The sequence below is a fragment of the Streptomyces sp. NBC_01431 genome (genome assembly GCF_036231355.1).
Lineage (GTDB): Bacteria > Actinomycetota > Actinomycetes > Streptomycetales > Streptomycetaceae > Streptomyces.
Genome location: NZ_CP109496.1, coordinates 7150441 through 7175810, shown reverse-complemented (window position 1 = coordinate 7175810; position 25370 = coordinate 7150441). Strand labels below are relative to the sequence as shown.

General features: G+C 71.5%; 22 protein-coding genes. 9 read left to right on the top strand and 13 right to left on the bottom strand.

Translation table 11 applies throughout. The features are described from left to right. Positions 1-29: 29 nt before the first annotated feature. From OG522_RS32815 to OG522_RS32800, 4 genes are all read left to right on the top strand, one after another. Positions 30-704, top strand: coding sequence for a transcriptional regulator (locus OG522_RS32815; RefSeq protein ID WP_329466671.1), 675 nt, complete (start codon positions 30-32; stop codon positions 702-704). Between the two features lie 129 nt (positions 705-833). Then, positions 834-2381: an alpha/beta hydrolase gene (locus tag OG522_RS32810; RefSeq protein WP_329466670.1), complete on the top strand. Its 1548-nt coding sequence runs from the start codon at positions 834-836 to the stop codon at positions 2379-2381. A gap of 120 nt (positions 2382-2501) precedes the next feature. Then, positions 2502-3977 carry an MFS transporter gene (locus tag OG522_RS32805; protein ID WP_329466669.1) on the top strand — a complete coding sequence of 492 codons (1476 nt, stop codon included), beginning with the start codon at positions 2502-2504 and terminating at the stop codon, positions 3975-3977. Further along, positions 3974-4543: a TetR/AcrR family transcriptional regulator gene (locus tag OG522_RS32800; RefSeq protein ID WP_329466668.1), complete on the top strand. Its 570-nt coding sequence runs from the start codon at positions 3974-3976 to the stop codon at positions 4541-4543. The genes OG522_RS32805 and OG522_RS32800 overlap by 4 nt, the downstream gene beginning before the upstream one ends. 18 nt (positions 4544-4561) lie before the next feature. On the opposite strand, the gene OG522_RS32795 is transcribed toward OG522_RS32800, so the two are convergent. Beyond that, positions 4562-4753, bottom strand: a complete 192-nt coding sequence (locus tag OG522_RS32795) for a ferredoxin (RefSeq protein ID WP_329466667.1) — start codon at positions 4751-4753, stop codon at positions 4562-4564. Between the two features lie 30 nt (positions 4754-4783). Continuing rightward, the gene (locus OG522_RS32790) at positions 4784-6016 is read right to left on the bottom strand and encodes a cytochrome P450 (protein ID WP_329466666.1); all 1233 of its coding nucleotides are present in this window, start codon (positions 6014-6016) and stop codon (positions 4784-4786) included. Between the two features lie 211 nt (positions 6017-6227). Here OG522_RS32790 and OG522_RS32785 point away from each other — a divergent pair, with 211 nt between their 5' ends. Then, the gene (locus tag OG522_RS32785; RefSeq protein WP_329466665.1) at positions 6228-7235 is read left to right on the top strand and encodes a cytochrome c oxidase assembly protein; all 1008 of its coding nucleotides are present in this window, start codon (positions 6228-6230) and stop codon (positions 7233-7235) included. Between the two features lie 16 nt (positions 7236-7251). Here the strand turns inward: OG522_RS32785 and OG522_RS32780 are convergent, their stop codons facing one another. Together OG522_RS32780 and OG522_RS32775 are read right to left on the bottom strand one after the other, a co-directional pair. Further along, on the bottom strand, positions 7252-7647 hold the full coding sequence (locus OG522_RS32780; RefSeq protein WP_329466664.1) for a hypothetical protein: 396 nt from the start codon (positions 7645-7647) through the stop codon (positions 7252-7254). An 83-nt stretch (positions 7648-7730) separates the two neighbouring features. After that, complete coding sequence (locus OG522_RS32775; RefSeq protein ID WP_329466663.1) at positions 7731-8501, bottom strand: DUF2127 domain-containing protein; 771 nt, start codon at positions 8499-8501, stop codon at positions 7731-7733. 143 nt (positions 8502-8644) lie between these two features. Here OG522_RS32775 and OG522_RS32770 point away from each other — a divergent pair, with 143 nt between their 5' ends. Both OG522_RS32770 and OG522_RS32765 read left to right on the top strand, forming a co-directional pair. Beyond that, entirely contained in the window at positions 8645-9292 is a 648-nt protein-coding gene (locus OG522_RS32770) for a YoaK family protein (RefSeq protein ID WP_329466662.1), read from the top strand. A 186-nt stretch (positions 9293-9478) separates the two neighbouring features. After that, positions 9479-10930 (top strand): PP2C family protein-serine/threonine phosphatase, encoded by a 1452-nt coding sequence (locus tag OG522_RS32765; protein ID WP_329466661.1) that lies wholly within the window; start codon positions 9479-9481, stop codon positions 10928-10930. Positions 10931-11015: 85 nt separating this feature from the next. Here the strand turns inward: OG522_RS32765 and OG522_RS32760 are convergent, their stop codons facing one another. Next, positions 11016-12509, bottom strand: coding sequence for a DNA-binding protein NsdB (locus tag OG522_RS32760; RefSeq protein WP_329466660.1), 1494 nt, complete (start codon positions 12507-12509; stop codon positions 11016-11018). Between the two features lie 231 nt (positions 12510-12740). Between OG522_RS32760 and OG522_RS32755 the strand changes: the two genes are divergently transcribed. After that, entirely contained in the window at positions 12741-13874 is a 1134-nt protein-coding gene (locus OG522_RS32755; protein ID WP_329466659.1) for an aminoglycoside phosphotransferase family protein, read from the top strand. A 180-nt stretch (positions 13875-14054) separates the two neighbouring features. On the opposite strand, the gene OG522_RS32750 is transcribed toward OG522_RS32755, so the two are convergent. The 3 genes from OG522_RS32750 to OG522_RS32740 all read right to left on the bottom strand — a co-directional run bounded on the left by OG522_RS32750 (position 14055) and on the right by OG522_RS32740 (position 19261). Next, entirely contained in the window at positions 14055-15386 is a 1332-nt protein-coding gene (locus OG522_RS32750; protein ID WP_329466658.1) for an N-acetylmuramoyl-L-alanine amidase, read from the bottom strand. Positions 15387-15666: 280 nt separating this feature from the next. Continuing rightward, a complete protein-coding gene (locus OG522_RS32745; RefSeq protein ID WP_329466657.1) occupies positions 15667-16167 on the bottom strand; it encodes a hypothetical protein in 501 nt (166 codons plus the stop codon). 166 nt (positions 16168-16333) lie between these two features. Beyond that, positions 16334-19261, bottom strand: a complete 2928-nt coding sequence (locus OG522_RS32740; RefSeq protein WP_329466656.1) for an ATP-binding protein — start codon at positions 19259-19261, stop codon at positions 16334-16336. A 275-nt stretch (positions 19262-19536) separates the two neighbouring features. Here OG522_RS32740 and OG522_RS32735 point away from each other — a divergent pair, with 275 nt between their 5' ends. Next, positions 19537-20598 carry an isoafricanol synthase gene (locus OG522_RS32735; protein ID WP_329466655.1) on the top strand — a complete coding sequence of 354 codons (1062 nt, stop codon included), beginning with the start codon at positions 19537-19539 and terminating at the stop codon, positions 20596-20598. Positions 20599-20724: 126 nt separating this feature from the next. On the opposite strand, the gene OG522_RS32730 is transcribed toward OG522_RS32735, so the two are convergent. From OG522_RS32730 to OG522_RS32710, 5 genes are all read right to left on the bottom strand, one after another. Then, a complete protein-coding gene (locus OG522_RS32730; protein ID WP_382806539.1) occupies positions 20725-20991 on the bottom strand; it encodes a DUF397 domain-containing protein in 267 nt (88 codons plus the stop codon). 105 nt (positions 20992-21096) lie between these two features. After that, positions 21097-22263 (bottom strand): thiolase domain-containing protein, encoded by a 1167-nt coding sequence (locus tag OG522_RS32725; protein WP_329466654.1) that lies wholly within the window; start codon positions 22261-22263, stop codon positions 21097-21099. Next, positions 22260-23339 carry a thiolase domain-containing protein gene (locus OG522_RS32720; protein WP_329466653.1) on the bottom strand — a complete coding sequence of 360 codons (1080 nt, stop codon included), beginning with the start codon at positions 23337-23339 and terminating at the stop codon, positions 22260-22262. Before OG522_RS32720 ends, OG522_RS32725 begins: the two co-directional genes overlap by 4 nt. Continuing rightward, positions 23339-24298: a Zn-ribbon domain-containing OB-fold protein gene (locus OG522_RS32715; protein ID WP_329466652.1), complete on the bottom strand. Its 960-nt coding sequence runs from the start codon at positions 24296-24298 to the stop codon at positions 23339-23341. Before OG522_RS32715 ends, OG522_RS32720 begins: the two co-directional genes overlap by 1 nt. Before the next feature lie 169 nt (positions 24299-24467). Beyond that, positions 24468-25268 (bottom strand): crotonase/enoyl-CoA hydratase family protein, encoded by an 801-nt coding sequence (locus OG522_RS32710; RefSeq protein WP_329466651.1) that lies wholly within the window; start codon positions 25266-25268, stop codon positions 24468-24470. Positions 25269-25370: the final 102 nt, after the last annotated feature.

The following is a 25370-nucleotide window of genomic DNA, read 5'->3' as shown; positions in this document are numbered from 1 at the left end:
GCACCGGCAGACTTGCGAAGAGGGTCCCCATGACTCGTCAGGCGCGTACGGCTGAGGAAATCATCGCGGCCACGGCGGCCGAACTCGCTCCCCCGGCGGACGCGAACCGCCTCGTCCCCCTCATCGAGTCCGCCGCGGCGCCCCGCTCCGCGCTCGCCGGGCTCGCCCTGGAGCAGCGCCACATCATCGCCTCCGACCGGCGGGCCTTCCTGCTCCTGGCCGAGCGCGCCGGCCGGGGCACCGCGTGCGCGGAGTTCTTCGGCACGCTCGCCGACGGCGAGACGCTGGCCCTGGACCGGCTCGGGGCGTACGAGGCGGCCCTGGGCCTGACCGCCGAGGACATCGGGCAGTACGAGCCGCGGGCGGGCTGTCAGGCCTATCCGGCGTACGTCGCCTGGCTGGCGCTGAACGGCGAGCCGCCGAGCGTGGCACTGGCCCTCACCGCCAACTTCGCGGCCTGGGGCGGGTATTGCGCGCGAGTCGCCGGGGCGCTGCGCACCCGGTACGGATTCACCGACAAGGCGTGCGGCTTCTTCGACTTCTTCGCGGGCCCGGCGCCGGAACTCGAACGCCAGGCGGTCGCGGCCGTCGCCGCCGGGTCGGACGACGAGCACGGCGAAGGCGTCGCCGGCGGCCTGCGCTACGGGCGGCTGCTCCAGACCTACGAGTCGATGTTCTGGAACACCCTCGCCGAACGGACCTGAGCGGCATGGTGGCATTAGTGCCACCAACGATCGGGGTGGTGGCGGGATCGAGGCGGGGTGGCCCGGCGGTGGACGATCTGTACGACCGTTCCACAGCAAGGGGAGCAATCCCGACGGGGAGTCAGCCACATGCAGTTGTTCACCAAGCCGGTCCGCTGGGCCGCGGCCGCCGCGTGCGGTCTGCTGGCCGCCGCCGCTCTGCCGGCCGGCGCGGCGAGCGCCGCCGCCAACGCGGGCACCCCGCCCGTGCCGGACCGCTACCGCCATCAGAAGCTCGACTGGCAGCCGTGCGTGTCCGGCACGCTTCAGTGCGCGGCGATGTCCGTGCCGCGGGACTGGTACCACCCGGACGCCGGGCCGAGCCTCACCGTGCGGGTGTCCCGCCATCAGGCGGCCGACCCGGCCGCCCGGCGCGGGGTGCTCATGATGGCGGCGGGCGGCCCCGGCGCCTCGGGCCTGCCGCGCCCGGCCAACCTGGCCAAGGGCAGCGCGAAGCTCTCGGCGGCGTACGACATCGTCAGCTTCGACCAGCGCGGCGTCGGCGCGTCCACCAACGTGGTCTGCTCGGACCAGGACAAGGTCGACGCCTTCTTCTCCAGCGGCGACCTGAGGGACCGCTCCGGGCAGGCGCTGCGGGCGACGTTCGACCGGGCCCGTGACTTCGTGCAGGACTGCGAGCGCGAGTCGGGCGGGCTGCTGCCGTACATCACGACCGACCAGGCCGTGCACGACATGGACCTGTTCCGCTCGCTGCTCGGCGTGGCCAAGGTGTCCTACTACGGCCCGTCCTACGCGTCCTTCCTCGGGGCGTACTACGCGACCGAGTTCCCGCGCCGGGTGGAGCGGGTCGTCCTGGACAGCAACGTCGACTTCACGGGCAGCTGGCAGTCGTTCCTGGTGGGGCAGCCGATGAGCTTCCAGCGCCGGTTCGAGCAGGACTTCCTGCCGTGGCTGGCGAAGAACGACCAGGCGTACCACCAGGGCGCGACGCCCGCCGAGGCCAAGGCGTCCTACGAGCGGCTCCGGGCCGCGCTGCACGACCGGCCACTCGACCTGGAGGGCACGCTCATCACGCCCAACCAGCTCGACGTCGCCGCGACCAACGCGATGTACGAAGCGCACAGCGGGTTCCCCGCGCTCGCCTCCCTGCTGAGCCTGCTCGAAGACCCCGACAGCGCGCCCGCGGACGCGAGGAAGGCCGTCGCGAACCAGATGAAGCACCCCATGGGCGCCAACTTCTTCGCCGACTTCTTCTCGGTCACCTGCGGGGACACCCCGTGGAACCGGGACAGCCGCTATTGGGTGGACAAGAGCGCCGAGGCGACGCGCGTCAACCCCCTTGCCGGAGCACGGGAGTTGACGTTCAGCGCGATCTGCGCGAACTGGCCGCGGTCCAAGGCGCCGCACATCAAGGTGACCGGCAAGGGCCTGCCGCCCGTTCTGATGCTCAACTCGATACACGACCCGGCGACCTACTACGAGAGCGCGGTGCGCGCCCATCGCGGTCTGGCGGGCTCGCGCCTGATCACCGTGAACGACGGCGACCACGGCCAGTACCAGACCGGCAACGCCTGCGCGGACACGTACGTCGACGACTACCTGGTGGACGGCGCGCTGCCCGCCGCGGACACCACCTGCGAGGGGGTCCCGCTCCCCGAGCCCGCGGCACGCGGCTGACCTGCGGGCGGCCAGGAACTCACGGCACGAGGGGAACCAAGGGGTGCACAGCCGTTTACCCTGGGGGTGAACGGCTGTGCACCCCTGGCCCGCCATCCCGTTCCAGCCGTACGGAGAGTCATGCCCCCAGCGATATCCGCGCCCGCCGAATCGTCGCGCCCCCGCTTCTTCGTCGGGGTCCTGGCGTTCTGCGGGGTGGTCGTGGCCGTCATGCAGACGCTGGTGGTACCCCTGCTTCCCCATGTGCCGGCGCTGACCGGCAGCACTCCCGCCGCGGCGAGCTGGCTGGTGACAGTCACGCTGCTGACCGGCGCGGTCTTCACTCCGGTGCTCGGCCGGGCCGGCGACATGTACGGCAAACGCCGGGTACTGCTCGTCTCGCTCGGGGTGCTCACGGCGGGTTCGGTGATGTGCGCGGTCAGCTCCCACATCGGGGTACTGATCGCGGGCCGCGGACTACAGGGCGCGGCCCTCGCGGTGATTCCGCTGGGCATCAGCATCATGCGCGACGAGCTTCCGCCTGCGAAGGTGCTCCCTTCGGTGGCTCTGATGAGTTCGACGCTCGGGATCGGCGCCGCCATCGGGCTGCCGGTGGCCGCCCTGGTCGTCGAGCACTTCGACTGGCACACCATGTTCTGGGCGTCGGCCGTGCTCGGAGTGCTCGACATCGCCCTGGTGCTGGTCTGCGTGCCGGAGTCCCCGCTGCGCTCGCGCGGCCGGTTCGACGCGGTGGGGGCGCTCGGGCTCTCGACGGCGCTGGTGGCCACGCTGCTCGCCATCACCCAGGGCGCCGACTGGGGATGGACGTCCCCGCGCACCCTCGCGCTGCTCGGCGCGGCCGTGGTGATGTGGCCGCTCTGGGGCGTCTACGAGCTGCGCACCCGCTCCCCGCTGGTCGATCTGCGGGTCTCCGCCCGGCCCGCGGTGCTCCTCACCAATGTGGCGGCGCTTTTGATCGGTTTCGCCTTTTACGCGAACTCGCTGGTGACCGCGCAGATGGTGCAGGAGCCCAGGAGCACCGGGTACGGACTCGGTGCCTCCATCGTGGTGAGCGGGCTCTGTCTGCTGCCGGGCGGTCTCGCGATGGTGGCGCTCTCCCCCGTGTCGGCCAAGATCTCGGCGGCGTACGGCCCGAAGACCGCGCTCGCGATCGCGGCCGCGATCATGGTGGTGGGCTATGTCGTGCGGTTCTTCACCAGCCACAGCCTGCCCCTGATCATCGCGGGGGCCACGGTCGTGGCGTCCGGCACCGCGATCGCGTACTCGGCGCTGCCCGCGCTGGTCATGCGTGCCGTGCCGGTCGGCGAGACGGGCGCCGCCAACGGCCTCAACACGCTGATGCGGTCGGTCGGTCAGGCCTGTTGCAGCGCGGTGGTGGCCGCGGTCCTGGCCAATGTGACGTTCCGGGTCGGCGGGCAGACGGCGCCGACGCTGCACGCCTATCTGCTGGTGTTCCTCATCGCGGCCGGTGCCGCGCTCGCGGCCCTGCTCGCCACCCTGTGCCTGCCGGGCCGCGGCACGCCGGTCAGCGGTAGCGTCGGGGCGGACCGGGCCGCGGGCGCGCCGGGACGTACGACGGCCGAGGAGAGCGCATGACCGGGCGGCAGGAGCGCGACACGGACACCGGGACGGGCCGGGACGCGATCTTGCGGGCGGCCCGCCGGGCGTTCACACTGCGGCCGTACGCCGAGGTCACGATGCGCCAGATCGCCGCGGACGCGGGGGTGAGCGCCTCCCTCATCGTCAAGCGGTTCGGCAGCAAGGAGCACCTCTTCCACACGGTGGCCGACTTCGGGCCCGCGGCCGACGCGCTGTTCGCGGCGGCGCCGCAGGCGCTCGGCCGGCACCTGGTGCTGACAATGGTGCGGATGCGCCGCGAGGACCAGGGCGATCCGCTGCTGCGGGCGGTCTTCTCCCTGGGGAACATGGATGAACGCACCCTGCTGCGGGAGCGGTTCCGCGAGCAGGTCACGTCCCGGCTGGCGGGTCAACTGCCTGGTGAGGACCGGGAGTTGAGGGCCGAGTTGATCGCCGGTCTGCTACTGGGTCTCGGCGCGACCCTGAGTCTGCACCGGCCGGGCGCCGGGGAACGCGCCACGCCCGAGCAGCTGGCGGATCTCTACGCGCCGGCTGTGCAGCGTCTCATCACCGGCTCCGGCTGACCGGACCGGTGTGTGCCGTCACTCCTCCACGGTGATGGCCTGCACGGGGCAGGCGCGGGCGGCTTCGCGGACCAGCGGGCTGCCGGCGCCGTCCTCGCGACCGGCGAGCAGTTCACTGAACCCGTCGTCGTTCTGGGTGAAGACGTCGGGGGCCGTCAGCACACACTGCCCCGCGCCAATGCAGACGTCCTGGTCGATACCGATCCGCATGTGCGGCTCCTTGTCCGTTGGCCCCGACCGCTACCAGGCGACGGGGAGTTCGATCATGCCCTGAATGGTGTCGCCCGGCTTGAAGGGGATCCGGTCGGCGGGCACCGCCAGGCGCAGGTGGGGCAGCCGGTCGAAGAGGGAGCGCAGCGCGATCTCCATCTCGGCCCGCGCCAGGTTCTGCCCGAGACACTGGTGGATGCCGAAGCCGAAGGCGACGTGGTGGCGGCTGGAGCGGTGCCAGTCGAGGAGGTCGGGATCCTCGTAGGCGCTCTCGTCCCGGTTGATGAGGGACGTCGAGAAGACGACGCCCTCGCCGGCGCGGATCGTTCGGCCGCCGATCTCGATGTCCTCCAGGGCCAGGCGCAGCATCCCGTCGGCGATCGAGAGGAAGCGCAGCAGTTCCTCCACCGCGGCCGGCATCAGCGCCGACTCGGAGCGCAACTCGGCCAACTGCTCGGGGTGTTCGAGCAGGGTGAAGGTGCCGAGCGAGATCATGTTGGCGGTGGTCTCGTGGCCCGCGACGAGCAGGATGGTGCAGAACTCCACCAGTTCCTGCCGGTCGAGCGTGCCCTCGTTCAGGCGCTGCTCGATGAGTTCGTCGAGCAGCCCGTCGCCCCGGTCCTTCTGTTTGCGGTCGATCAGTTTTCTGAAGTAGTCCTCCAGAGCGTCGCGGGCCGCCTCCGTGTCGCGGGCCTCGGGGCCGCGAAGCAGCTTGCGGGACTGTCCCTCGAAGAACTCGTGGTCCTCGTACGGGACGCCGAGCAGCGCGCAGATCACCATCGACGGCACCGGCAGCGCGAACGCGTTCACCAGGTCGGCGGGCGGACCCTGCTCGATCATCTGGTCCAGGAGCCGGTCCACGGTCCGCTGGATCCGCGGCCGCAGCGAGGCGGTGCGTTTGAGCGTGAAGCTCGGGATCAGCATCCGGCGCTGGGTGGCGTGCTCGGGGTCGTCGACGCCGAGCAGCGCCGTGCGGCGCCTGCTGATGCCGCTGAAGCGGGCCGACGGGGAGGGGAAGGCGTCGCTCTCCCGGTTCGAGGACAGTCTCGGGTCGGCGAGCAGGGCGCGCGCCTCGGCGTGGCCGGTGACCATCCACACGCCGCGGCCGTCGAAGAGGCGCACCCGGGCGAGCGGGCGCTCCTCGCGCAGCGGCTGATATGCGGTGGGCGGGTGGTAGGGGCAGCTGCGGTTCTGCGGGAAGGAGACGCTGCCCGTGTCGGTGGCGGTGTGGTCGGTGTTGACGCTGGTGTTGCTGCCTGTCATACGTACCTCGCAAGCGAAGGGTTCCGTCTTGCCGATCTCCACTACATGCCTCAGGCACCTATGACGTCTACACGTTCTTCGGCCGAATCCTTGCCTTCGAACGGATGTGCCCCGGGCCTGCCTCAGGGGCCGGTGCGAGCGGGGCCGGACGGCGGAGCTAGCGTGTGTGCGGCCCGTCGTACGTCACGGGCCGGTGAGGAGATCGAGCCGGATGTCTGGACTGGCGCTGAGCGGGGCTGCCGCGGCGAGCCTGCCCGAGCTGACCACGGGACGCCTGCTGTCGACGTGGCGGCCGGACGTGGCGGCGCTGCTGCTGATCGCCGTCCTGGGCGGCCTGTACGGCTGGGGCGTGCTGCGGCTGCGCCGCCGGGGCGAGCGCTGGCCCGTGCCGCGCACCGCGGCCTTCGCGCTGCTCGGACTCGGCACGCTGGCCGTCGCGACGATGTCCGCGCTGGCGGTGTACGACACCGAGCTGTTCTGGCCGGCCGCCGTCCAGAACGTGGCTCTCGACCTGATCGCGCCGCTCGGTCTCGCGCTGGGCGATCCGCTGCGGCTCGCGATGAGCGCGCTGCCCGAGCGCGGCGCGGGGCGGCTGCGCAACGCGGTGTCCGGGCGTCTGGTGCGCCTGCTCACCTTCCCGCTGGTCAGCAGCGCTCTGGTACTCGTCAGTGAGCTGTGCATCTATTTCACGCCGTACTTCGAGACGGCGCTGCGCCACGGCGCGCTGCACGAGCTCATGTACCTCCAGCTGCTGGTCGCCGGGAGCCTGTTCGTCCTGCCGGTGCTCACCCGCGAGGAGGCGCTGCCGGCCTGGTGCAACCATCCGGTGCGGGCCGCGCTGGTCTTCCTCGACGGGCTGATCGACGCGCTGCCCGGCATCGTGGTCATGACCCACAGCACGCTGATCGCGGGCGCCTGGTACCTGCGTCACGCTCCGGCGTGGGCGCCCGACGTCCAGCACAACCAGCAGGTCGGCGGCGGCGCGATGGTCACCATCGCCGAGCTGGTGTCGCTGCCGTTCCTGCTCGCGATCCTGGTGCAGTGGTCGCGCGCCGACCGTGCCCAGCGGGTGGTGCTCGACCGCCGACTGGACGAGGAACTGGCTCCGGCCGCCCCTGTCGCGGGACGGCCGGAGAAAGAGGAGCTCGTGCGGCCCTGGTGGGAGACCGACGGCGGAACCGTCGGCCAGCGGATGCGCCAGGGGCGGCCCCAGGGCTGAGGCACGAGGGGTGCGGTCAGTGCCGGTCGCGGCGCCTGCGCAGCCGGCTCACGATGAACCAGATCACGAAGACGACGAACGCGATGAAGAGGATCACCAGGATCAGCAGGAAGATCCCGAGTTTCTTGAAGAAGCCGCTCTTCTTTTTCTTGGACTTCTTCGACGCGGTCACGGTGGACTTGTCCGCGACGGTGTGCCGGGACTGCGCGGCCGCCTGGAGCGGCGGTGCCAAGTCCCGCACCGCACCGGCCTGTTGAGCCGCGGGCGCCGCGACCGTGGTGCGGGGCGCCGCCTCGGCGGTGACCGGTCCCGCCACCAGGGCGGTGCCGAGGAGCAGGGCGAGCAGCACCCCCGCCCGGCGCAGCGGCCGCGGCGCGGCCTTCGACGTGGTCGTGGACGGTATTGCGTTCATGGTGGTCATCCCCCAAGGACGTTCGGTGCGGCCGCCTGCCGCACGCTGCTTGTATCTGTTACCCGCCGCACGAGTGGTACGCGTCAGCGGTGTGTCGCGACGCCCGCCGTGGTCTCCACTTCGAGGAGCGAGGCGCTGTGCCGTTCGGCCTCGAAGGCGGCGTGGCCGCCCCGGAGCCCGAACAGGCGCTTGGCGAGCAGGATGTAGAGGACGGCGAGGATGTTGATCGCCAGGGTGACGATCTTCACCCAGCTGATCTTCTCGGTGAGCTCGTAGATCTCCAGCGGCAGGAACATCGCCGTGGCGACGACCGTCAGGTACTCCGCCCAGCGCTTGGCCCGCCACAGGCCGACGCCCTCGACGATCTCGATGAGCGCGTACACGAGCAGCGCCACCGCGACGATCACCAGGGTGGAGTGCTTGTAGTTGAAGGTCTTCTGGATGGTTCCCACGACCGGCGAGTGGTCGAGGTCGTAGTGGAAGTGGCGGAAGACCGGCCGCAGCACGTCGAGGTACTCGTCGAAGAACCGGCGCACCGAGTCCTGGGTGTTGCTGAACTTCCACACCGCGATCGCCACGAGCACGATGAACACGCCGCGCACGGCCCGCTCGACGGCCAGAAAGCGCAGGATGAACAGATCGCGCAGCACCTTGCCGCGGGGCACCAGCGGGGCGTCCTCGGCGGGGCCCGTACCGTGCGGCGCGCCGAGGGCGAAGTCGCCGCAGCGCAGACAGCGCCAGGCCTCGCCCATCGAGGTCTCGGCCCGCAGCCGGTCGCGCAGGACGCTCTCCTGCGGGGCATAGGTGACATGGCCGCGGCGCGCGCAGGTGCGCCGGTCCCAGTCGATCTTCATGCTCGTCCTTCCGTGAGGCCCGCGGCGGGCGGGCCGGTGTGCTCATCAGGGACCGTAGTGGACCCTTGTCGTGGACTCGACACGGGGGCGGAATCGGGGTGCCGTGCCGCGGCCACACCATCAAGGAGGACGAGAATGCCCTGATGAGTTCCGCGAACGCGCAGACTTCCCCCGCCCGAAACGACCAGCGGGCCCTCCTGCTCCTTTCAGCGGCCTCCGGCGCCACCGACGCCTTCGCCTTCCTGTGTCTGGGGAAGGTGTTCGCGGGGGTGATGACCGGCAATCTCGTCCTGGTCGGCGCGTCCGTGGGGGCCGGGGACCGCACGGTGGTGCCCCGGGCCGTGACGGCGCTCGCCGGGTACGCGCTGGGTGTCGGCGGGGCGGCGCTCGCCGAACACCGTCTCAACCCCCGCCTGTCGCTGGGGACCGAGACGGTGCTGCTCGCGCTGGCGGCGGCCGTGTGGGCGCTGGGCCTCGCCCACTCGCTCGGCTCCCAACTGGCACTGCTTGTCGCGCTCTCCGTCGCGATGGGAGTACAGGCGCACACGTGGGGCACCCCGACCACGTACTTCACGGGCACGTTCACCAAGCTCGCGGGGCGGCTGGCGCGGCGCGCGCCGGGCGGCTCGGACCGCTGGGTGGCGGTGCGCCTCGCGGCCGTGGTGGCGGGCGCCGCCGCGAGCTCACTGGTCGCCTGGTGGTGGCCCGGCGCCACGGGCACGGTCGCGGCCGTGCTCTGCGCCATCGCCCTCGCCATCCGACCGCGTCAACCGGCCCCGAATCAGGGCTAGTTGACCCACCGGGCCGCCACGGATGCCCGTCCGCGACTCGCCGATCCGGAGGCCTTTGGCATATACCAGAAGCACCACCGTATCGAGTGTTGCCAAATCCCTTACGGGGCATCGCTCCCTGTGCAACAGTCGTAACCGGTCCACTTCACCAGACCAAGTACCACCGCGGCCGCATCGGAGAACGTCATGCCGTCCCATCTGTTCGCGGACCGACCCGCTCCGCAACCGCCCGAGCGGGGCACGGTCGACGCGCTGATCACGCAGACCCGCCGACTGCGCGGCGGTCTGGACGCGGTGCGTCGCGAAGCACTCGTGGACGACGAGGACGCGCAGGGGCGCTGGCAGCGTGCCCTGTGCGATCTGGCGGCCCACCAACTCGACGACCTGGGCCGCCACTTGGGACAGCTGCGCGAGGGACTGACCGCCGAGGAGGACGACGCCGCGGCGCTCACCGCCGAGGCCTCGCCGCGCGACGGGAGTTCACCGCTGGGCGAGGCGGACGGCGGATCGCTCCTCAGCCGGGTCGGCAGCGCCGAATGGAACCTGCTCACCGACGAGGTGAGCTGGTCGCAGGAGCTCTTCGAGATCTTCGGGCGCTCCCCCGAGAACGGCGGCATGTCGCTCGACGAACTGCCCACCGTGGTGTTCGCCGAGGACCAGGCCCTGCTCACCGCGATGGTGACGGCCTGCCTGGTGGACGGCCGCACGATCGACGGGGAGTTCCGGATCGTGCGGCCCGACCAAGGCGTCCGCACGCTCCACATGATGGGCGAGCCGGTGCTCGACAGCGACGGCTGCACCGCATCCATGTGGGCCGTCCTGCGCGACGTGAGCGAGCTGCGGCGCAGTGAGCGTGCCGTGCGCGAGAGCCGCGACAGCCTGCAGCACGAGCGCCGCATCGCACAGACCGAGCACCGCCTCGCGGTGGAGCTCCAGGAGGCCGTGCTGCCGCCGTGGCGCGGCTCGCTGCGGCTCCCGCACGGCGGCCCCGGCGCACTGGACATCGCCGCGCACTACCTGCCCTCCGCCTCCAGTGCCCTCATCGGCGGCGACTGGTACGACGCGCTCGAACTGCCCGACAGGTCGTCTTTACTGACCGTCGGCGACCTCACCGGCCACGGCGTGACCGCGACCGGCGCGATGGCGATGCTGCTCGGCGCGTTGCGCGGAATGGCCGTCGCGGGCCTGGAACCCGGACCCCTGATGGGCCACCTCAACCAGCTTCTGGAGCAGACCGTGCAGCCCGCCCTGGGCAGCGCGGTCTGCTGTCGTTACGAGCCCGCGCGGCGCAGGCTCACCTGGTCCCAGGCGGGCCACCCCGCCCCACTGCTGTTCCGCGACGGGACGGGCCACACGCTCGGCGCCCCTGAGGGCGTGCTGCTCGGCGCCACCCACGCAGCCGCCTACGGGCAGGCCGAACTCACCCTCCGCGCCGGCGACTTGCTCGTCCTGCACACCGACGGGCTGACCCGGCAGAACGCGTGGGGTGACACGCAGCAGCGCGGACTGCTCGATCTCGCACCGCTCTTCGACGACGCCCGCAGCGCTCAGGACTGCGTACGGATGATCGTCGAGGAGTTCGGGGAGCGAGCACGCGAGGATGACGCCTGTGTGCTGGCGGCCCGCATCGGGTCCTGACACGGCCCCGCTTCAGGTCCCGGCACACCCGGCGACAACGGCCCGAGGGGGGCCAGGGGTTGTACGGGTCCCGCGTGCAACCCCTCTAGATGTCCGCGCTCCGTCCTCGCTTGGCGGGCGCCTGCGGCATGGCCAGCTCGATCTCCTGGCGCAGGTCCTCGATCTTCGCGTAGCCCGCGTACTGCCCGGTGAGCCGGTACATCTCGCGCAACCGGTCCCAGGTGCGGTGCGAGGAGGTCTCCCCCATCGACACCAGGGCCAGACGGGCGTAGCGGTCCGCCTGTTCCGGGTCGTCGGCGATGAAGCAGGCCGACGCCAGTGAGATGTAGTCGAAGATCTTGGATCGCTGACGTCCGCCCACCCGCAGCTCCAGCGCCTGTTTGGCGTGCTTCTGCGCGATGGCCGCCGCGGACGGCTCGTGGTCGGCAAGCGTGCGGAAGGCGAGGGCCTCCATGCCGTGCAGGTCGGCCTCGTCGAACATCTGCATCCAACTGGGCGGCGGCACATCGCCTTTGTCGGAGACGAAGAGCTCCTCGGCCTCACCGAGGGTGCGCCGCATCGCCTGACCGTGCCCCATCGACGCCTGCGCCCACGCCTCGATGGTGTGCAGCATGGCGCGGGTGCGCGGCAGGGTCTCCTCGCCCGAACCGGACTTGGCGAGCTTCATGAGGTCGAGCGCCTCACCGGGGCGGCCCAGGTGGACCATCTGGCGGGCGGCCCGGGAGAGGGCTTCGCCGGCGCGCGGGCGGTCCCCGCCCTCGCGGGCCGCGTGGGCGGCGATGACGAAGTACTTCTGGGCGGTCGGCTCCAGGCCGATGTCGTGGGACATCCAGCCCGCGAGCACGGCCAGGTTGGCGGCCACGCCCCACAGGCGGCGCTGGAGGTGGTCGGGGTGGCGGTAGGCGAGCATGCCGCCCACCTCGTTGAGCTGGCCCACCACCGCCTTGCGCTGAAGGCCTCCGCCGCGGGAGGCGTCCCAGGCCCGGAACACTTCGACCGAGCGCTCCAGCGCGTCGATCTCCTGCGACCCGATGGGCGCGGCCTCATAGCGGTCGTACCCGGTGGGGTCGACGCGCAGCGGGTCGTCGATGCGGGGGGCGTCGGCGGACAGTACGGGGTCGGTGTGCAGCCAGTCGGACATGGCGCTGCTGAGTACGGAACCAGTGGCGAGCGCGGCGCCCGCGCCCACCAGACCGCGTCGGTTGAGCATGAGGTCCATTCCCGTGAATTCGGTGAGGACCGCTGCCGTCCGTTCGGGCGCCCACGGAAGGCCGTCCGGATTCTTCGTGTTCCTGACGTCGTTCCGCTTTCCAGCGCGCCCGTGCCGGTCGAACCCGAGATCCTCGATGGTCACGACACGGCCGAGCCGCTCGGTGAACAGCGCCGCCAGCACCCTGGGCACCGGATCGCGCGGGGTCTCCCCCAAGTCGATCCAACGCCGCACCCGCGAGGTGTCGGTGGCCAGTTGGGGGTGGCCCATGGCCGCCGCCTGCCGGTTCACCAGTCGCGCGAGTTCGCCCTTGGACCATCCGGCGAGGCCGAACAGGTCGTTCAGGCGGGTGTTGGGTTGTCCGCTCACGTCAAGCCCCCAGGTTCTCGGCTGAGTTGACAGTAATCCCCTGTCAGATGCGGCGCGACTATTCGCCATGGTTCGCCAGGGTGCGCCAGATGGTGTGCCACCCGCGGCCGGGTGTCAGGTAAGAGAGCGCCACCCCGACCCGGGGGCCGGACCCCATTCCCCAGGGTGCGGCTCGGCCACCGGGACGGGTAGCGCACGCAACTTGCCGGCACACGAAGGGATCTGTCACCCATGTACACAGCATCGTCCTCCGTGTCCGCCCCGCCCCGTCCGCACCGTCCTCTGGGGGCGGGCGGCGGACCGTACCTCGACCCCACCCACGCCGCACCGGCGTACGGCGCGGGCCGGATGCCGCGCCGCCCCGGGGCGGGCACCCAGCCGCTCAGCGGGAGAATCGACCTCTCCGGCCCGCAGGGCGCCCAGCTGCGCATCGCGATCGCCTCGGTGCACCGCATCTGCCCGGAGTTCAACCCGGTACAGGTGCTGCGCCACAGCGGACGCTCCGTGCTGATCGTCGGCACCACAGGACGCGCCACGGCCGTCGCGAAGTGTTTACTGGACCACTCGCCCGCCTGGGCCGAGCGGTTCCGGCACGAAATAGCTGCCTACCGCGCCTTCGTCCGGCACCGCCCACCGGTGCGGGTTCCGCGGCTGATCGCCGCCGATCCCGACAACTGCACCTTGGTGATCGAGCGGATGCCGGGCCGGGCCGCGGCTCTGACGCGGCACCCCGTCGAGGCCCCGCCGCGGGCCGATGTCCGGGCCGTGCTCGGTGCGATCGGGCGCGTCAACGCCTGGCGGCCGCCCGCCGAACTGTTCGGCAGGCCGCTGGAGTACGCGCCGCGGATCGCCCGGTACCACGAGCTCGGCCTGTTCACCGACCGCGATCTGAACGACCTGCAGAAGCTGGTGCACGGTCTGGCCCAGTCGGGCAGGGTCTCCTGGCAGTTCTCGCACGGCGACGCGCTGCTGTCCAACATCCTGCTGTCGCCGGCCGGTCCGGTCCTGGTCGACTGGGAGCACGCGGGCTGGTACCTGCCCGGCTACGACCTGGCGACGCTGTGGGCGGTCCTCGGTGACGCGCCGATGGAGCGGCGCCGGATCAGCCAGGCCGCGCAGGCGGCGGGACCCGCGTCGCGGGACGCCTTCCTCGTGAACCTGATGCTCGTACTGACCCGGGAGATCCGGACGTACGAGACGGCGGTGCAGCGCACCATGCGGGAGGCGACGCCGGCGGCTGCGGCGCAGGCCCCCCCGCCGGGCGTGCTGTCCGCCGGGGAGCAGCAGCGGCTGCTGCTGCGCAGGCTGCACGACGACTGCGCGATGGCGCGGCGGGCCGTGCGGGCGGCGGTCGGCACCCGCTGACCGCCGGGCAGAGGGGGAAGCGTGCTGCGCGTCCAGTGCCGACACACTGGGCGCGCAGCGCGCTGTCGTTCGACGACGGCCTGAAGTCGTGCCGTACCGCGCCCCCGAGGAGCGGGGAGAGCCGCGCGAGACGAGCCCCCGCGGGCCCGGGGCCGACGAACGTCACTTCCCGCCAAGCGCTCAGCGGACCCGGACGACATCCACGTCGGACGCCTTGACGAAGGCGATCCGGTGGCCGATCTGCACGGTCACATAGGCCGTGCTGCTGGGGAAGTACGTGTGGTCGTAGGGGTAGGACGAGTCGATGGTGGGGGCGTAGTAGTAGCCCGCGGGCGCCTGGCCACCGCCGGGGTAGGACTGTCCGGCCTTGATGGTGTAGGCGAGCGGGGTGCCCACGTGCGGCGCCGTGAAGTCCGCCGGATAGTCGGAGGGGCCCGGATAAGCGGTTCCGTACACCGGAACATCGCTCACCCCCGGCTTCGGCCGTACGACGTAGCCGGCGGTCGGGGTGGTGGTGCGGGTGTGCCGGGGGCTCTGGAACCAGGCCTTCTGTCCGTACCACCAGATCGCGGTCCAGCCGGGTTCGCGTCCGGCGACCACGGCCTGCTGGGTGGCGCTGATCTTGCTTCCCCAGTCATTGGCGCAGTTGGTGCCCGGCTGACCGGGCGGGTGCAGGGCGGGGTCGGCGAACAGCGGGGCGCTGGTGGACGGTTCGGTGTACAGCGGGACCGCGCTGCTGGGCTGCACGGGCAGGTCGGTGTTCTTCTCGCAGTCCCGGATCGCCTGGCGGTTCCGCTTGAACTCCGGGTTGATCGTGACCAGTTGGCTGCCGGGCGGGGCGGTGGGCACGGTGGGTCTGCCGAGGAGCGCCATGAACCGGTTCCAGTCCCAGTACGGGCCCGGGTCCCAGTGCATGGCGGCGGTGCCCCCCGCCGTGGTCGGCGGCACGTTGTCGTGGCCGATGATGTGCTGACGGTCGAGCGGGATGTCGTACTTCGCGGCGAGGTAGCGCACCAGGGCCGCCGTCGAGCGGTACATCTCGTCGGTGTACCAGGTCGCCCCCTCGGTGGCGTAGCCCTCCTGCTCGATGCCGATGGACTCCGTGTTCAGGTACCAGTTGCCGGCCTGCCAGGCGACGTCCTTGGTCCTCACCATCTGCGTGACGTGGCCGTCCGCGGAGCGCACCACGTAGTGCGCGGAGGCGGCGCGCTTGGGGTCCTGGAAGATCTTCAGGGTGGTCGCGTAGGTCTCTTCGGTGTCGTGCAGGACGATGTACTTGACCGTGTTGGTGTGCGGCCGGTCGGAGAGGTCGTAGTTGCCGTACGTCTCCTTGTCGGCGGGATCGCCCGTCTGCTGGTAGGCCGCCGGGACCCAGTCGCAGGTCAGGACGCGGGGGCATTCGGGGCGCGGCCCGGCGGCGCTCGCCGGTGCGACGGGGCCGGTGAGGGTGAGGCCGAGGGCGCCGGCCATCGCTGTCGCGAGCGCGAGTCTGGTCCTGTGCTTGGACGTCATGGGACAACCCTTCTTGCCGGGGGTGCACGTGGGGCTCTGACGCCGTGCGGCGCGTGCGGTACGCGCGGACACTCTGTGACCCCGGGTGACGGCTCGTCAAGAGAGCCTGCGCCACGGCGACTTGTATCAGTGGCCCAGACCTCTGAAGGGGTTTCTGACCTGCTGATGGCACGGAGAGGGGGAACCCTGCGGGCGGGATTCACCCGGCCGGGGCATGAGAAAGCCCGGCACGTCGAACTCGGGTGCCGGGCTGTGGGGTGGAAGGCCGGGGTCGCGGCGCTCAGCTCTGCTGGAAGAGCTCGGCGGGCAGCGGCTTCAGGAGCGCGTACAGGTCGTCGGTGATCGGACGGTCCCAACTGGCGATCGTGACAAGGACGTTGTCGCTGCGGTCGAACTGCACGCAGGAGATGCGGCTCTCGGAGAGCTTGAGCCGTCGCACGATGAGCAGGTTGTCGCCCTGCATCACCGGCATGTCCTCGGTGTCCACGACCTCGACGGGCTCGTCGTTCTCCAGCGCCACGAGCAGCTGGGCGACCTCGAAGGGGACCTGGCCCTCGACCGTCTCGCGGGCCGGGGAGCCCTCCGGCAGATTGCCGATGATCATCGCGGGGCCGCGCCCGCCGAACAGGTCGTAGCGCAGGAAGACACCCTGGCAGCTGCCGTCGGGGGCGGGCAGCAGACCGGCGCCGAGGTTGCCGGGCCAGTCACCCGGGTCCATGGCCAGGACATCGAAGTCCGGGCCCGCGGGAGTGGCGGCGCTGCGGCGGCGGAGGAAGGACATGCCGTCAATGGTACGTGGCCGGACCGGTCCGGCGGAGCCGGGGCCGGGACCCACGGCGGGTCGGTCCCGCCCTCGGCCACACCGGCCGCTCGGGGTGGCGGCGGTACGGCACGGCCCCGGCTCCCCTGCCTCGGATGGCTCGGGGGCCGGGGCCGTGCCGGGTCGATCAGTGGCCGCGCACTCCCTTGAGACCGGTTCCGCGGGTCTGCTGGGGCAGCAGTCCCGCCAGACCGTCGCGGTTGGTGCCGAGCTTGCGGAACGCGCCGGACAGCAGGAGCTCCACCGTGCGTTCCTTGGTGCCCAGCTCTTCGGCGATCCGCCGGTTGTCCCAGCCCTGAGCGGCCCGGTGGGCCACCGCCTTCTCCTGCGAGGTCAGCGAGTCGGAGTCGATGGTCCTCAGCTGGAGCGGGCGCAGACCGGAGGCGGCGAGCTCCTCGCGGGCCCGAGCTGCCAGCGCGTCGGCCCCGCACAGCGCGGCGCTCTCCAGACCGCGCATCAGGAGGTCGGCGGCGTCCTGGGGCAGCCCCGCGCGACTGAGCATCGCCCCGTGGTCGACCAGCGCCTGGGCCAGCTCGAACGCGGCCGGGGACCGTTCGAGCTGGCGCACGGCCTCCGCCATCATGGCCAGGCTGTCGGCGCCCGAGGCCACCTTGGCGGCGGCGTGCAGGGCTCGGCCGATGGCGCCGGGGGTGCCGAAGCGCCGGGCGATGTCGAGGGCCTCCTGCGCGATCGCGGCGGCCTCGGCGGGATCGGTGTGGGCGATCGTCTGGGCGAGCAGGGGGCGCCACGGGCACCACATGGGATTGCGCATGCCGCGGGGTTCGAGCCTGCGGCCCACCGCCCGCAGCCGTTCCTCGGCGTCCGTGCGCAGGCCCCGGGCGATCAGCAGTTCGCTGTAGACGGTCTCGGAGTCGGGATAGACGACGGCGTTGGGCACGACCTGCCCGTAGTTGTAGCGGTCGGAGAGTTCCTGGGCCTCCTGGACGCGGCCGCGGGCGAGCAGGATGTTGATGAGGATGCCGAGCGCGAACCACTGGGCGGGGATCTGCTGGCCGACCCGGTCGGCGATCCGCAGTCCGCTGTGCACCAGGTCCTCGCCCTCGGCGAGCCGGCCGCGGTGGAACTTGATGTAGCCGAGCAGGGTGAGCCCGAAGGACAGGTGGGCGCCGCGCCAGCCCTTGCGCTCGCATTCGGCGATGCCCTGGGTGAACAGGTCGTCGGCGCGGCCGGGCTGGTCGCAGTACATGAAGGTGAGCGCGACCAGGACGGGGACCTCGAAACCCCAGTTCTCATCGGTCCAGGGCAGTCCGCCCTCCAGTGCCTCCTCGGCGTAGCGCAGCGCGGTTTCGGCGGGCTCGCCGCGGACCATGGCGTCCCAGGCCCGCAGGCCGAGGATGTAGCGCTCGGCCTTGCCGCGGGTGGTGAGGTGATCGGCGAGCTTGGCCAGGCGGCGCGAGCGGGCCGGGGAGTCCTCCTCGTCGGCGCGGAACGCGTTCCACTGGAACGTCTCGGCCTGCATGCGCAGCCGGGTGCTGGCGCTGGTGGACCGCTTGGCCTCGGCGGCGACGATGTCCGCGGCCTCCGCCATGCGGTCGGTGTGGGCGAGTGCCTGGGCGAGCCGATAGGTGATGGCCTCGCGCAGTTCCGGGGCGAGTTCGGTCTCTTCCAGGGCCGCCTTGAGGTGGTTGACGGTGGTGGCCGGTTCGTTGAGCAGGGCGGAGCAGCCGAGCTCGAAGAGAACCTCGGCGCGCTCTTCCAGAGCGGGCGGTTCGCGCAGGGCGCGGGCCAGACAGCGCCGGGCCGCGTCGGGAGCGCCGGCGCGCAGGTAGTCGCGGGCGGCCGCCCTGAGCTGCTGCACCGCCCATCGGTCGTTCTCGGGGTGCATCTCCAGGATGTGGCGGGCCGCGGCCGTCGCGCCGAGACCGGCCTCGCTGACGGAGAAGGCGGCCTGGCCGTGCATGGCGACCCGCATCGCGGCCGGAATGGACCGGTAGACGGCGGTGCCGACGAGCGGGTGGAAGAAGTCCAGACGGCCGGGGATGTCCTGCGGTGCGGCCAGGATCCGCGCCTCGCGCAGCCGCTCGACGGCGTCGGCCATCTCCTCGGCGCCGAGTCCGGCGACGCCGGCCGACATGTCCCGGTCGGCGTCGGTGCCGAGCACGGCGACGGCCCAGGTGAGGCGCACCGCGGAGGGGCCGAGCCGCTCCAGTCGTTCGATCAGGCCGCTGCCGCGGACGGCGGAGGCCAGCTCGCGCAGCTCACCGGCGTTGACGTACTGCGGTTTGAGGCCGCGGTCGCGGATCCTGGCGACGAGTTCGACGGCTTCGTACGGGTTGCCCGCGGTGAGGGCCCAGCATTCGCGCGAGAACAGTTCGTCGGCGCCCTCGCCGAGCATGTTGCGCACGAGGCCGGCGACGGCGGCCGGGGTGAACGGCGTCAGGTCCAGCGGGCGCGAGCCGTGCCGGGTGGCGAGGCGGCGGAACTCGGCGGCGTGGCGCGGTAGTTCCTCGGGCCGGTAGGCGACGACGATCAGCAGAGGAAGGTCGGAGGCGCGCAGCGCGAACGAGCTGAGCCAGGCCAGGGTCTCCTCGTCCGCCCAGTGCGCGTCGTCGACCACCAGCACCACGGGGGCGTTCTGGACGGCGAACCGGGTGACGAGCCAGTCGAGTCCGTCGCGGACACCCTGCGGGTCGGGTGCGACGCCGCTGCCCCCGGCGATCAGCCCGACCGCGGGTGCGACGATGTCGTACCAACTCCCCAGTATTTTGCGGCGTTCCTCCTCGCTCACCGCGGCGAGCACCGGCTGCACGAGCTGGCGTACGACGTGGAACGCGACGCCTTCCTCCTGCTCGTTGCCGCGGGCGGCCAGCAGGGTGCAGCCGCGGGCCGCGGCTTTTCGGCGCACCTCCGCGACCAGGGTGGTCTTGCCCAGGCCGGCCGATCCGGCGATGGTGAGCAGTCCGCCGTTGGGCGCGCTCCCCTCGCCCGCGCGGCCGCACAGGTCGTTCAACATGCTGTCGAACAGCAGCAGTTCATCGTCGCGCTCAAAGAGCGTCCGGCGCGAATAGCCGCCCCGGCCCCTCGTCTCCGCCACAGCGGTCCCCTTCTGGCAGTAGCAGCGAGCCTACGCCCACGGACACGTACCGTGACATGAATATCCAACTTCCGTCAGCTCGTTGGGGTTTTGTGTGGCTGGATCACCTGTACTGCTGAGGCCGTTCTGTCCATCGGGGGCGTGAAGCGCTGCGTCGTACGCCCCTGGCGCGCTGACGGACTCCGGCGTAATGCGACTTCTCCCCGGCCAGGAATCGGTCGAAGATTGGACGATTGAATGGCGTACGGACCACAGGACCAAGGAGGCGGTGCCGCATGGGCAGCAGTGGCGGGGTTCGGTCGGCCCGAACGCGGACCGGGCTCGTGAACATTCCCTTTCCGGCCAGGCGTCATCCGCGGCACGCTCTGGCGCGCCGGCACACGCTGGACTGGCTGCACCGCTTCGGCATGCTGGCGGGCGAGCAGGCGACCGCCGAGTACGACGCGATGGGCCTGGAGCGGCTTATGGCGTATTTCTATCCTGATGCCTCGGACCGGCATCTCGCTCTTGCCACCGATCTCAACGCCTGGTTCTTCGTGTTCGACGACCAGTTCGACGGGCCGCTCGGCAAGCGCCCCGAGTTCGTGCTGCGGCAGGTCGACACGGTGCTGCGCACGATGAGCGACGCGCCGCCGGTGCCGGGCGAGGCGACCAACCGCCTGGCCGAGAGCTTCCGCGACCTGTGGCAGCGGCTGACGGCGGACACCCCGATGCTGTGGCAGGACCGGTTCCGCACCCACTGGCGGGAGTATCTGACGGCCTATCACTGGGAAGCCCTCAACCGGACGCGCAATGGCACGCTGTCGCTGCCGGGATTCCTGCGCGGCCGCCGGGACTCCATAGGCGTGCAGCCCTGTCTGGACCTGGTGGAGCGCTGCGGTGGCTACACGCTGCCCAGGGAGCTGCACGAGGGGGAGCCACTGGCCGAGATGCGGGAGATCACGGCCGATGTGGTGATCTTCGTCAACGACATGGTGTCCGTGGACAAGGAGCTGGCGGCGGGGGACGTCAACAACAGCGTCATCATTCTGCTGCGCCAGGAGATGTGCACCGTCGACCAGGCCGTCCGGCGGGTGGCGCGCCTGGCCAACGCGAGGCTGGACCGCTTCCAGGAACTCGCGGCCGAGCTCGACGGCCGGCTGGCCGAGACCGCTCTGCCCGCGCAGGTCCGCTCCCAGGTGGACGACTACGTGGAGGGCATGCGCGCGCTGATGAGCGGCAATCTGGCGTGGTCCCTGGAGACGGCCCGGTACGGCGAGGCGGGCATCGCGGCGGTCAGCGAGGGCCGCCAGCGCCCCTGGGCCCGGCTCTTCCCCGACCAGGCGGCCGAAGGGTGAGTGTGATTCTCGTCAACTGGCCTGCGCTGCCAGGAATTTGAGGCAGCGTCGGCCATGCCGGAGCGCGATGGGCGCCCGGCCCTCGTCCGTGGACGACGGCCGGGCGCGGACCGCTTGGGCGGCCTCCTAGGTGAGGTCGAACTCGCCGTCGCGGGCGTTCAGCACGAAGGCCCGCCATTCACCTGGGCTGAAGATCAGTGATGGGCTGCCGGGGCTGCCGCTGTTGCGCATCGCGATGAAGCCCTCGACGAAGGCGATCTGGACGTCCCCCGCCCCCTGACTGCTCGACTGCCACTCGGCCTTGCTGAGATCGAGCTCCGGCTTGTCCCACCCTGAACGGGTGTGTCCCGAAACGCTCTGCAACGTGTGCTGGGTGGTGGTGCTGTCGGCCACGTCCGTGCTCCTCCCCGGTTCTTCTCTCCGGGCCAGACTAGCGATCGCCCGCGGGGACGGACAGGCCGCGGCCGAAGGACCGGGGCCCGCCCGCCGCGTGCCGGGTCAGGGGGTGGGCGGTTCGGCGCCGACGAGCCACATGGAGAAGAACTGGGCGCCTCCGCCGTAGGCGTGGCCGAGCGCCTTGCGGGCCCCCTCCACCTGGTGTTCGCCCGCCCGGCCGCGCACCTGGAGGGCCGCCTCCGCGAAACGGATCATGCCGGAGGCGCCGATCGGGTTGGTGGACAGGACGCCGCCGGAGGGGTTGACGGGCAGGTCGCCGTCGAGTTCGGTGACGCCGGACTCGGTGAGTTTCCACCCCTCGCCCTCGGCGGCGAAACCCAGGTTCTCCAGCCACATCGGCTCGTACCAGGAGAACGGCACATACATTTCGACGGCGTCGATCTCACGGCGCGGGTCGGTGATATGGGCCTGCCGGTACACCTCTGCCGCGCAGTCCTTGCCCGCCTGGGGCGATACGAAGTCCTTGCCCGCGAACAGGGTCGGCTCGCTGCGCATCGCACCGCCGTGCACCCAGGCCGCCGGATGCGGCGAACGGGCGGCGCCCGCACGGTCGGTGAGGACCATCGCGCAGGCCCCGTCGGAGGACGGGCAGGTCTCGGAGTAGCGGATCGGGTCCCACAGCATCGGCGAGGCCTGGACCTTCTCCAGGGTGATGTCGTGCTCGTGCAGATGCGCGTACGGGTTCAGCAGCGCGTTGCGGCGGTCCTTGTACGCGACGAGGGAGCCCACCGTGTCGGGGGCGCCGGTGCGCCGCATGTAGGCCCGTACGTGCGGCGCGAAGAAACCGCCCGCCCCGGCGAGCAGCGGCTGGGTGAACGGGATGGGCAGCGACAGGCCCCACATCGCGTTGGACTCGGACTGCTTCTCGAAGGCGAGGGTGAGGACGGTTCGGTGGACGCGGGCGGCGACCAGGTTGGCGGCGACCAGTGCGGTGGAGCCGCCGACCGAGCCAGCCGTGTGCACCCGCAGCATGGGCTTGCCGACCGCGCCGAGCGCGTCGGCGAGGTACAGCTCGGGCATCATGACGCCCTCGAAGAAGTCGGGCGCCTTGCCGATGACGACGGCGTCGATGTCGGCCCAGGTCAACTGGGCGTCCGCCAGGGCTCTTTGGGCTGCTTCGCGGACGAGTCCGGCGATCGAGACGTCGTGCCGGGCGGCCACGTGTTTGGTCTGCCCGATCCCGACGACGGCCACGGGTTCCTTGCTCATGACTCCCCCTCCAGGACGGCGACCAGGTTCTGCTGAAGGCAGGGCCCGGACGTGGCGTGTGCGAGCGCCCGGTCGGACTCGCCGCGGTGGATGCGGGCGGCGGCCTCGCCGAGCCGGATCAGCCCGGCCGCCATCACGGGGTTCGCGGCGAGGGCGCCCCCCGAGGGGTTGACGGCGACGCCGTCGCCGAGCTTCAGGGCCTTGCGCAGGACGACCTCCTGCGAGGTGAACGGGGCGTGCAACTCGGCGGTGTCGACGGGCCGTTCGAAGGCTCCGGCGTGCGTGGCGGCGAGCCGGCTGGACGGCGAGTCGGTGAGGTCCCGCACGCCGAGGCTGTGCGCCTCGATGCGGTGGTCCATGCCGCGGATCCACGCGGGCCGCGCGCACAGTTCGCGTACCCGGTCACCCGCGGCCAGGATAACGGCGGCGGCGCCGTCACCGACCGGCGGGCAGTCACCGGTGCGCAGCGGGCGTACGACGTAGTCACCCGGTGGACGCGAACCCCGCACCTGTGCATGGGGGTTGGCGGTGGCCGATGCCCGGCTGCGGTCGGCGATCGAGGCGAGCGCGGCCTCGTCGGCCTCGCCCGCGTCGATGAGGGCCTGCGCCTGGAGGGCGGCGAGCGCCACCGAGTCGGGCCACAGCGGCGCCACGTAGTACGGGTCGAGCTGACGGGTCAGTACGTCGCGCACCTCGCCCGGCGAGGACTTGCCGTAGGAGTAGACGAGCGCGGTGTCGGCCTCGCCGGTGAGGATCTTCACCCAGGCCTCGTACAGCGCCCAGGCGCCGTCCATCTCCACATGGGACTCGGAGATCGGCGGCCAGGCGCCGACGCCGTCGAGGGCCATGGTGAAGGAGAAGGCGCGGCCGGCGAGGTAGTCGCTGGAGCCCGAGCAGGTGAAGCCGATGTCGCTGGTCTTGAGACCGGTCGCGTCCAGCACCCGGTGCAGCACCGGCATCAGCATCTCGACTTCGGACAGCTCGTCCGTGCGGCGCAGGTGGTCGGTCTGCGCGAAGGCGACGATCGCCACGTCGCGGGCCGGACGGGCGGGACCGCCGGAGCCGGTGGGCGCCATCAGATCAGCTCCTTGTACGTCTCGTAGTCGGCATCGGGCTCACCGGTGGGCCGGTAGTGGTCGGGATAGCGGCCCCCGTCGGTCCACACCGGCTCGACCCGCAGCCCCATCCGCACCTGGTCGTACGGGATGCCCCCGATCCGCCCGTGCAGGGCGAGACCCGCCCCGTCGAGCGCGATGTGGGCGTAGACGTAGGGGACTTCGATGTCGAGGTTCCGCGCTTTGATGTTGACGATGCAGTACGTGGTGACGGTGCCGGCAGGACCGACCTCGACCCGTTCCTGTGTGGCGAGGCCACATGTGGGGCACGCACCGCGCGGTGGTACGTACACCTTCCGGCACGACGGGCAGCGCTCACCGACCGTCTTGCGGGCGGACAGGGAGTTGATGTAGGCGGACTGGGCGCGTCCTGGGCTGTAGGTGTAGTCGAGCCGGGCGGGGGCGACGATGCCGGTGACGAGATCCTCGAACTCGCCGCTGTGCGGGGTGACTTCGTGGTCTTCGCCACCCTCGTGCGGCTCGAAGCAGGCGATGTCGGTGATGGCTCCGGTCCGCTGCCCGGCCCATCGGATCCGGACCCTCATCCCGCTGTGCACAGCGTCGGGACCGGGGGCGTCCAGGGCGTGCAGCAGGCCGGTGTCGGCGCCGTCGAGCTGGACGAGGACCCAGGCGAAGGGACGGTCGAGGGGCTGCCCGCGGCGCGGGGAGGGGTTCCAGGCCCAGGTGGTGACGGTGCCGGTGGAGGCGACCTCGACGAGTTCGCGGATCTCCGCGGCGGTCACCGGGTCGTATTCGACGGGCGGCACGAGCACGCTGCCCGCACCGGTGCGCACCCCGAGCACGGTGCGCTCGCGCAGCCCGGTGAGAAACGCGCTCTGAACAGGGCCGAGGGACCGCGTGAACGGAAACTCGACCACGAGGGGCGCGCGCAGCAGGTCGGGCGAGGGGGCGGCTGTCATCGGTGGACTCCTTCTTCTGACTGGCGATCGGTCGGCGGCACATCGAGCCCCTGAGCCAAGCCCCCTTTGGGCGATGGAGGAGCGGGGTCCGGGGTGGAGCCCCGTGCCCACGGCCCGCACCGGCCCACCACCCCCGGAGGGTTGCGGGAAAGGGCGGGGCGGGGAACTCTCAGGCCCGCCGAAACACAGGCGCACGCTTCGCCGCAAAGGCAGCCGCACCTTCCTTGGCGTCCTCCGTGGCGAACACCGGCCACCCCCGCTCCAGTTCGGACTTGAGCCCCTCGGTCTCCGTCATCTCGGCGGTGTCGTACACGGAAGCCTTGACCGCCTCGACGGCCAGCGGCCCGCATCCATTGATCAACTCGGCGATCTCCAGGGCCTTTCCCAGTGCCCTGCCGTCGGGCACGACCTGCCCGATCAGCCCGATGCGCGCCGCCTCGTCCGCGCTGTAGGGCCGTCCGGTCAGCAGCATCTCCAGCGCGTGTGTGCGCGGAATCTGCCGCTGGAGGCGGACCGTCGAGCCGCCGATGGGAAACAGGCCCCGCTTCACTTCGAAGAGGCCGAAGGTCGCTCCCCGCCCGGCGACCCGGATGTCCGTGCCCTGGAGGATCTCGGTGCCGCCCGCCACGCAGTAGCCCTCCACCGCCGCGATCACGGGTTTGCGGGGCCGGTGGTGGCGGAGCATCGCCTTCCAGTGCAGATCGGGGTCGGCCTTCAGCCGGTCCCGGTACTGCTCGCCCTCCATCCCCCGGCCCGCGAGGGCCTTGAGGTCCATGCCGGCGCAGAAGTCGCCGCCCGCCCCGGTCAGCACGACCGAGCGGATCGAGTCGTCCGCGTCCGCTTCCAGCCAGCCGTCGTACAGCCCCACCAGCAGCGGCAGCGAGAGCGCGTTCTTCGCCTCCGGCCGGTTCAGGGTGAGCACCAGCGTGGCGCCCTCGCGCCGCACCGTGAGGTGTTCCGTACCGCCCATGGCCGTCCTCCCGTCTCAAGACCTAGAACAGGTTGCAGTAGGGGCGGTGCCAGTTCAATAGTTTTCTGACAGTCAGTCAGATTTCTTCCGCGGGCCCCCTTC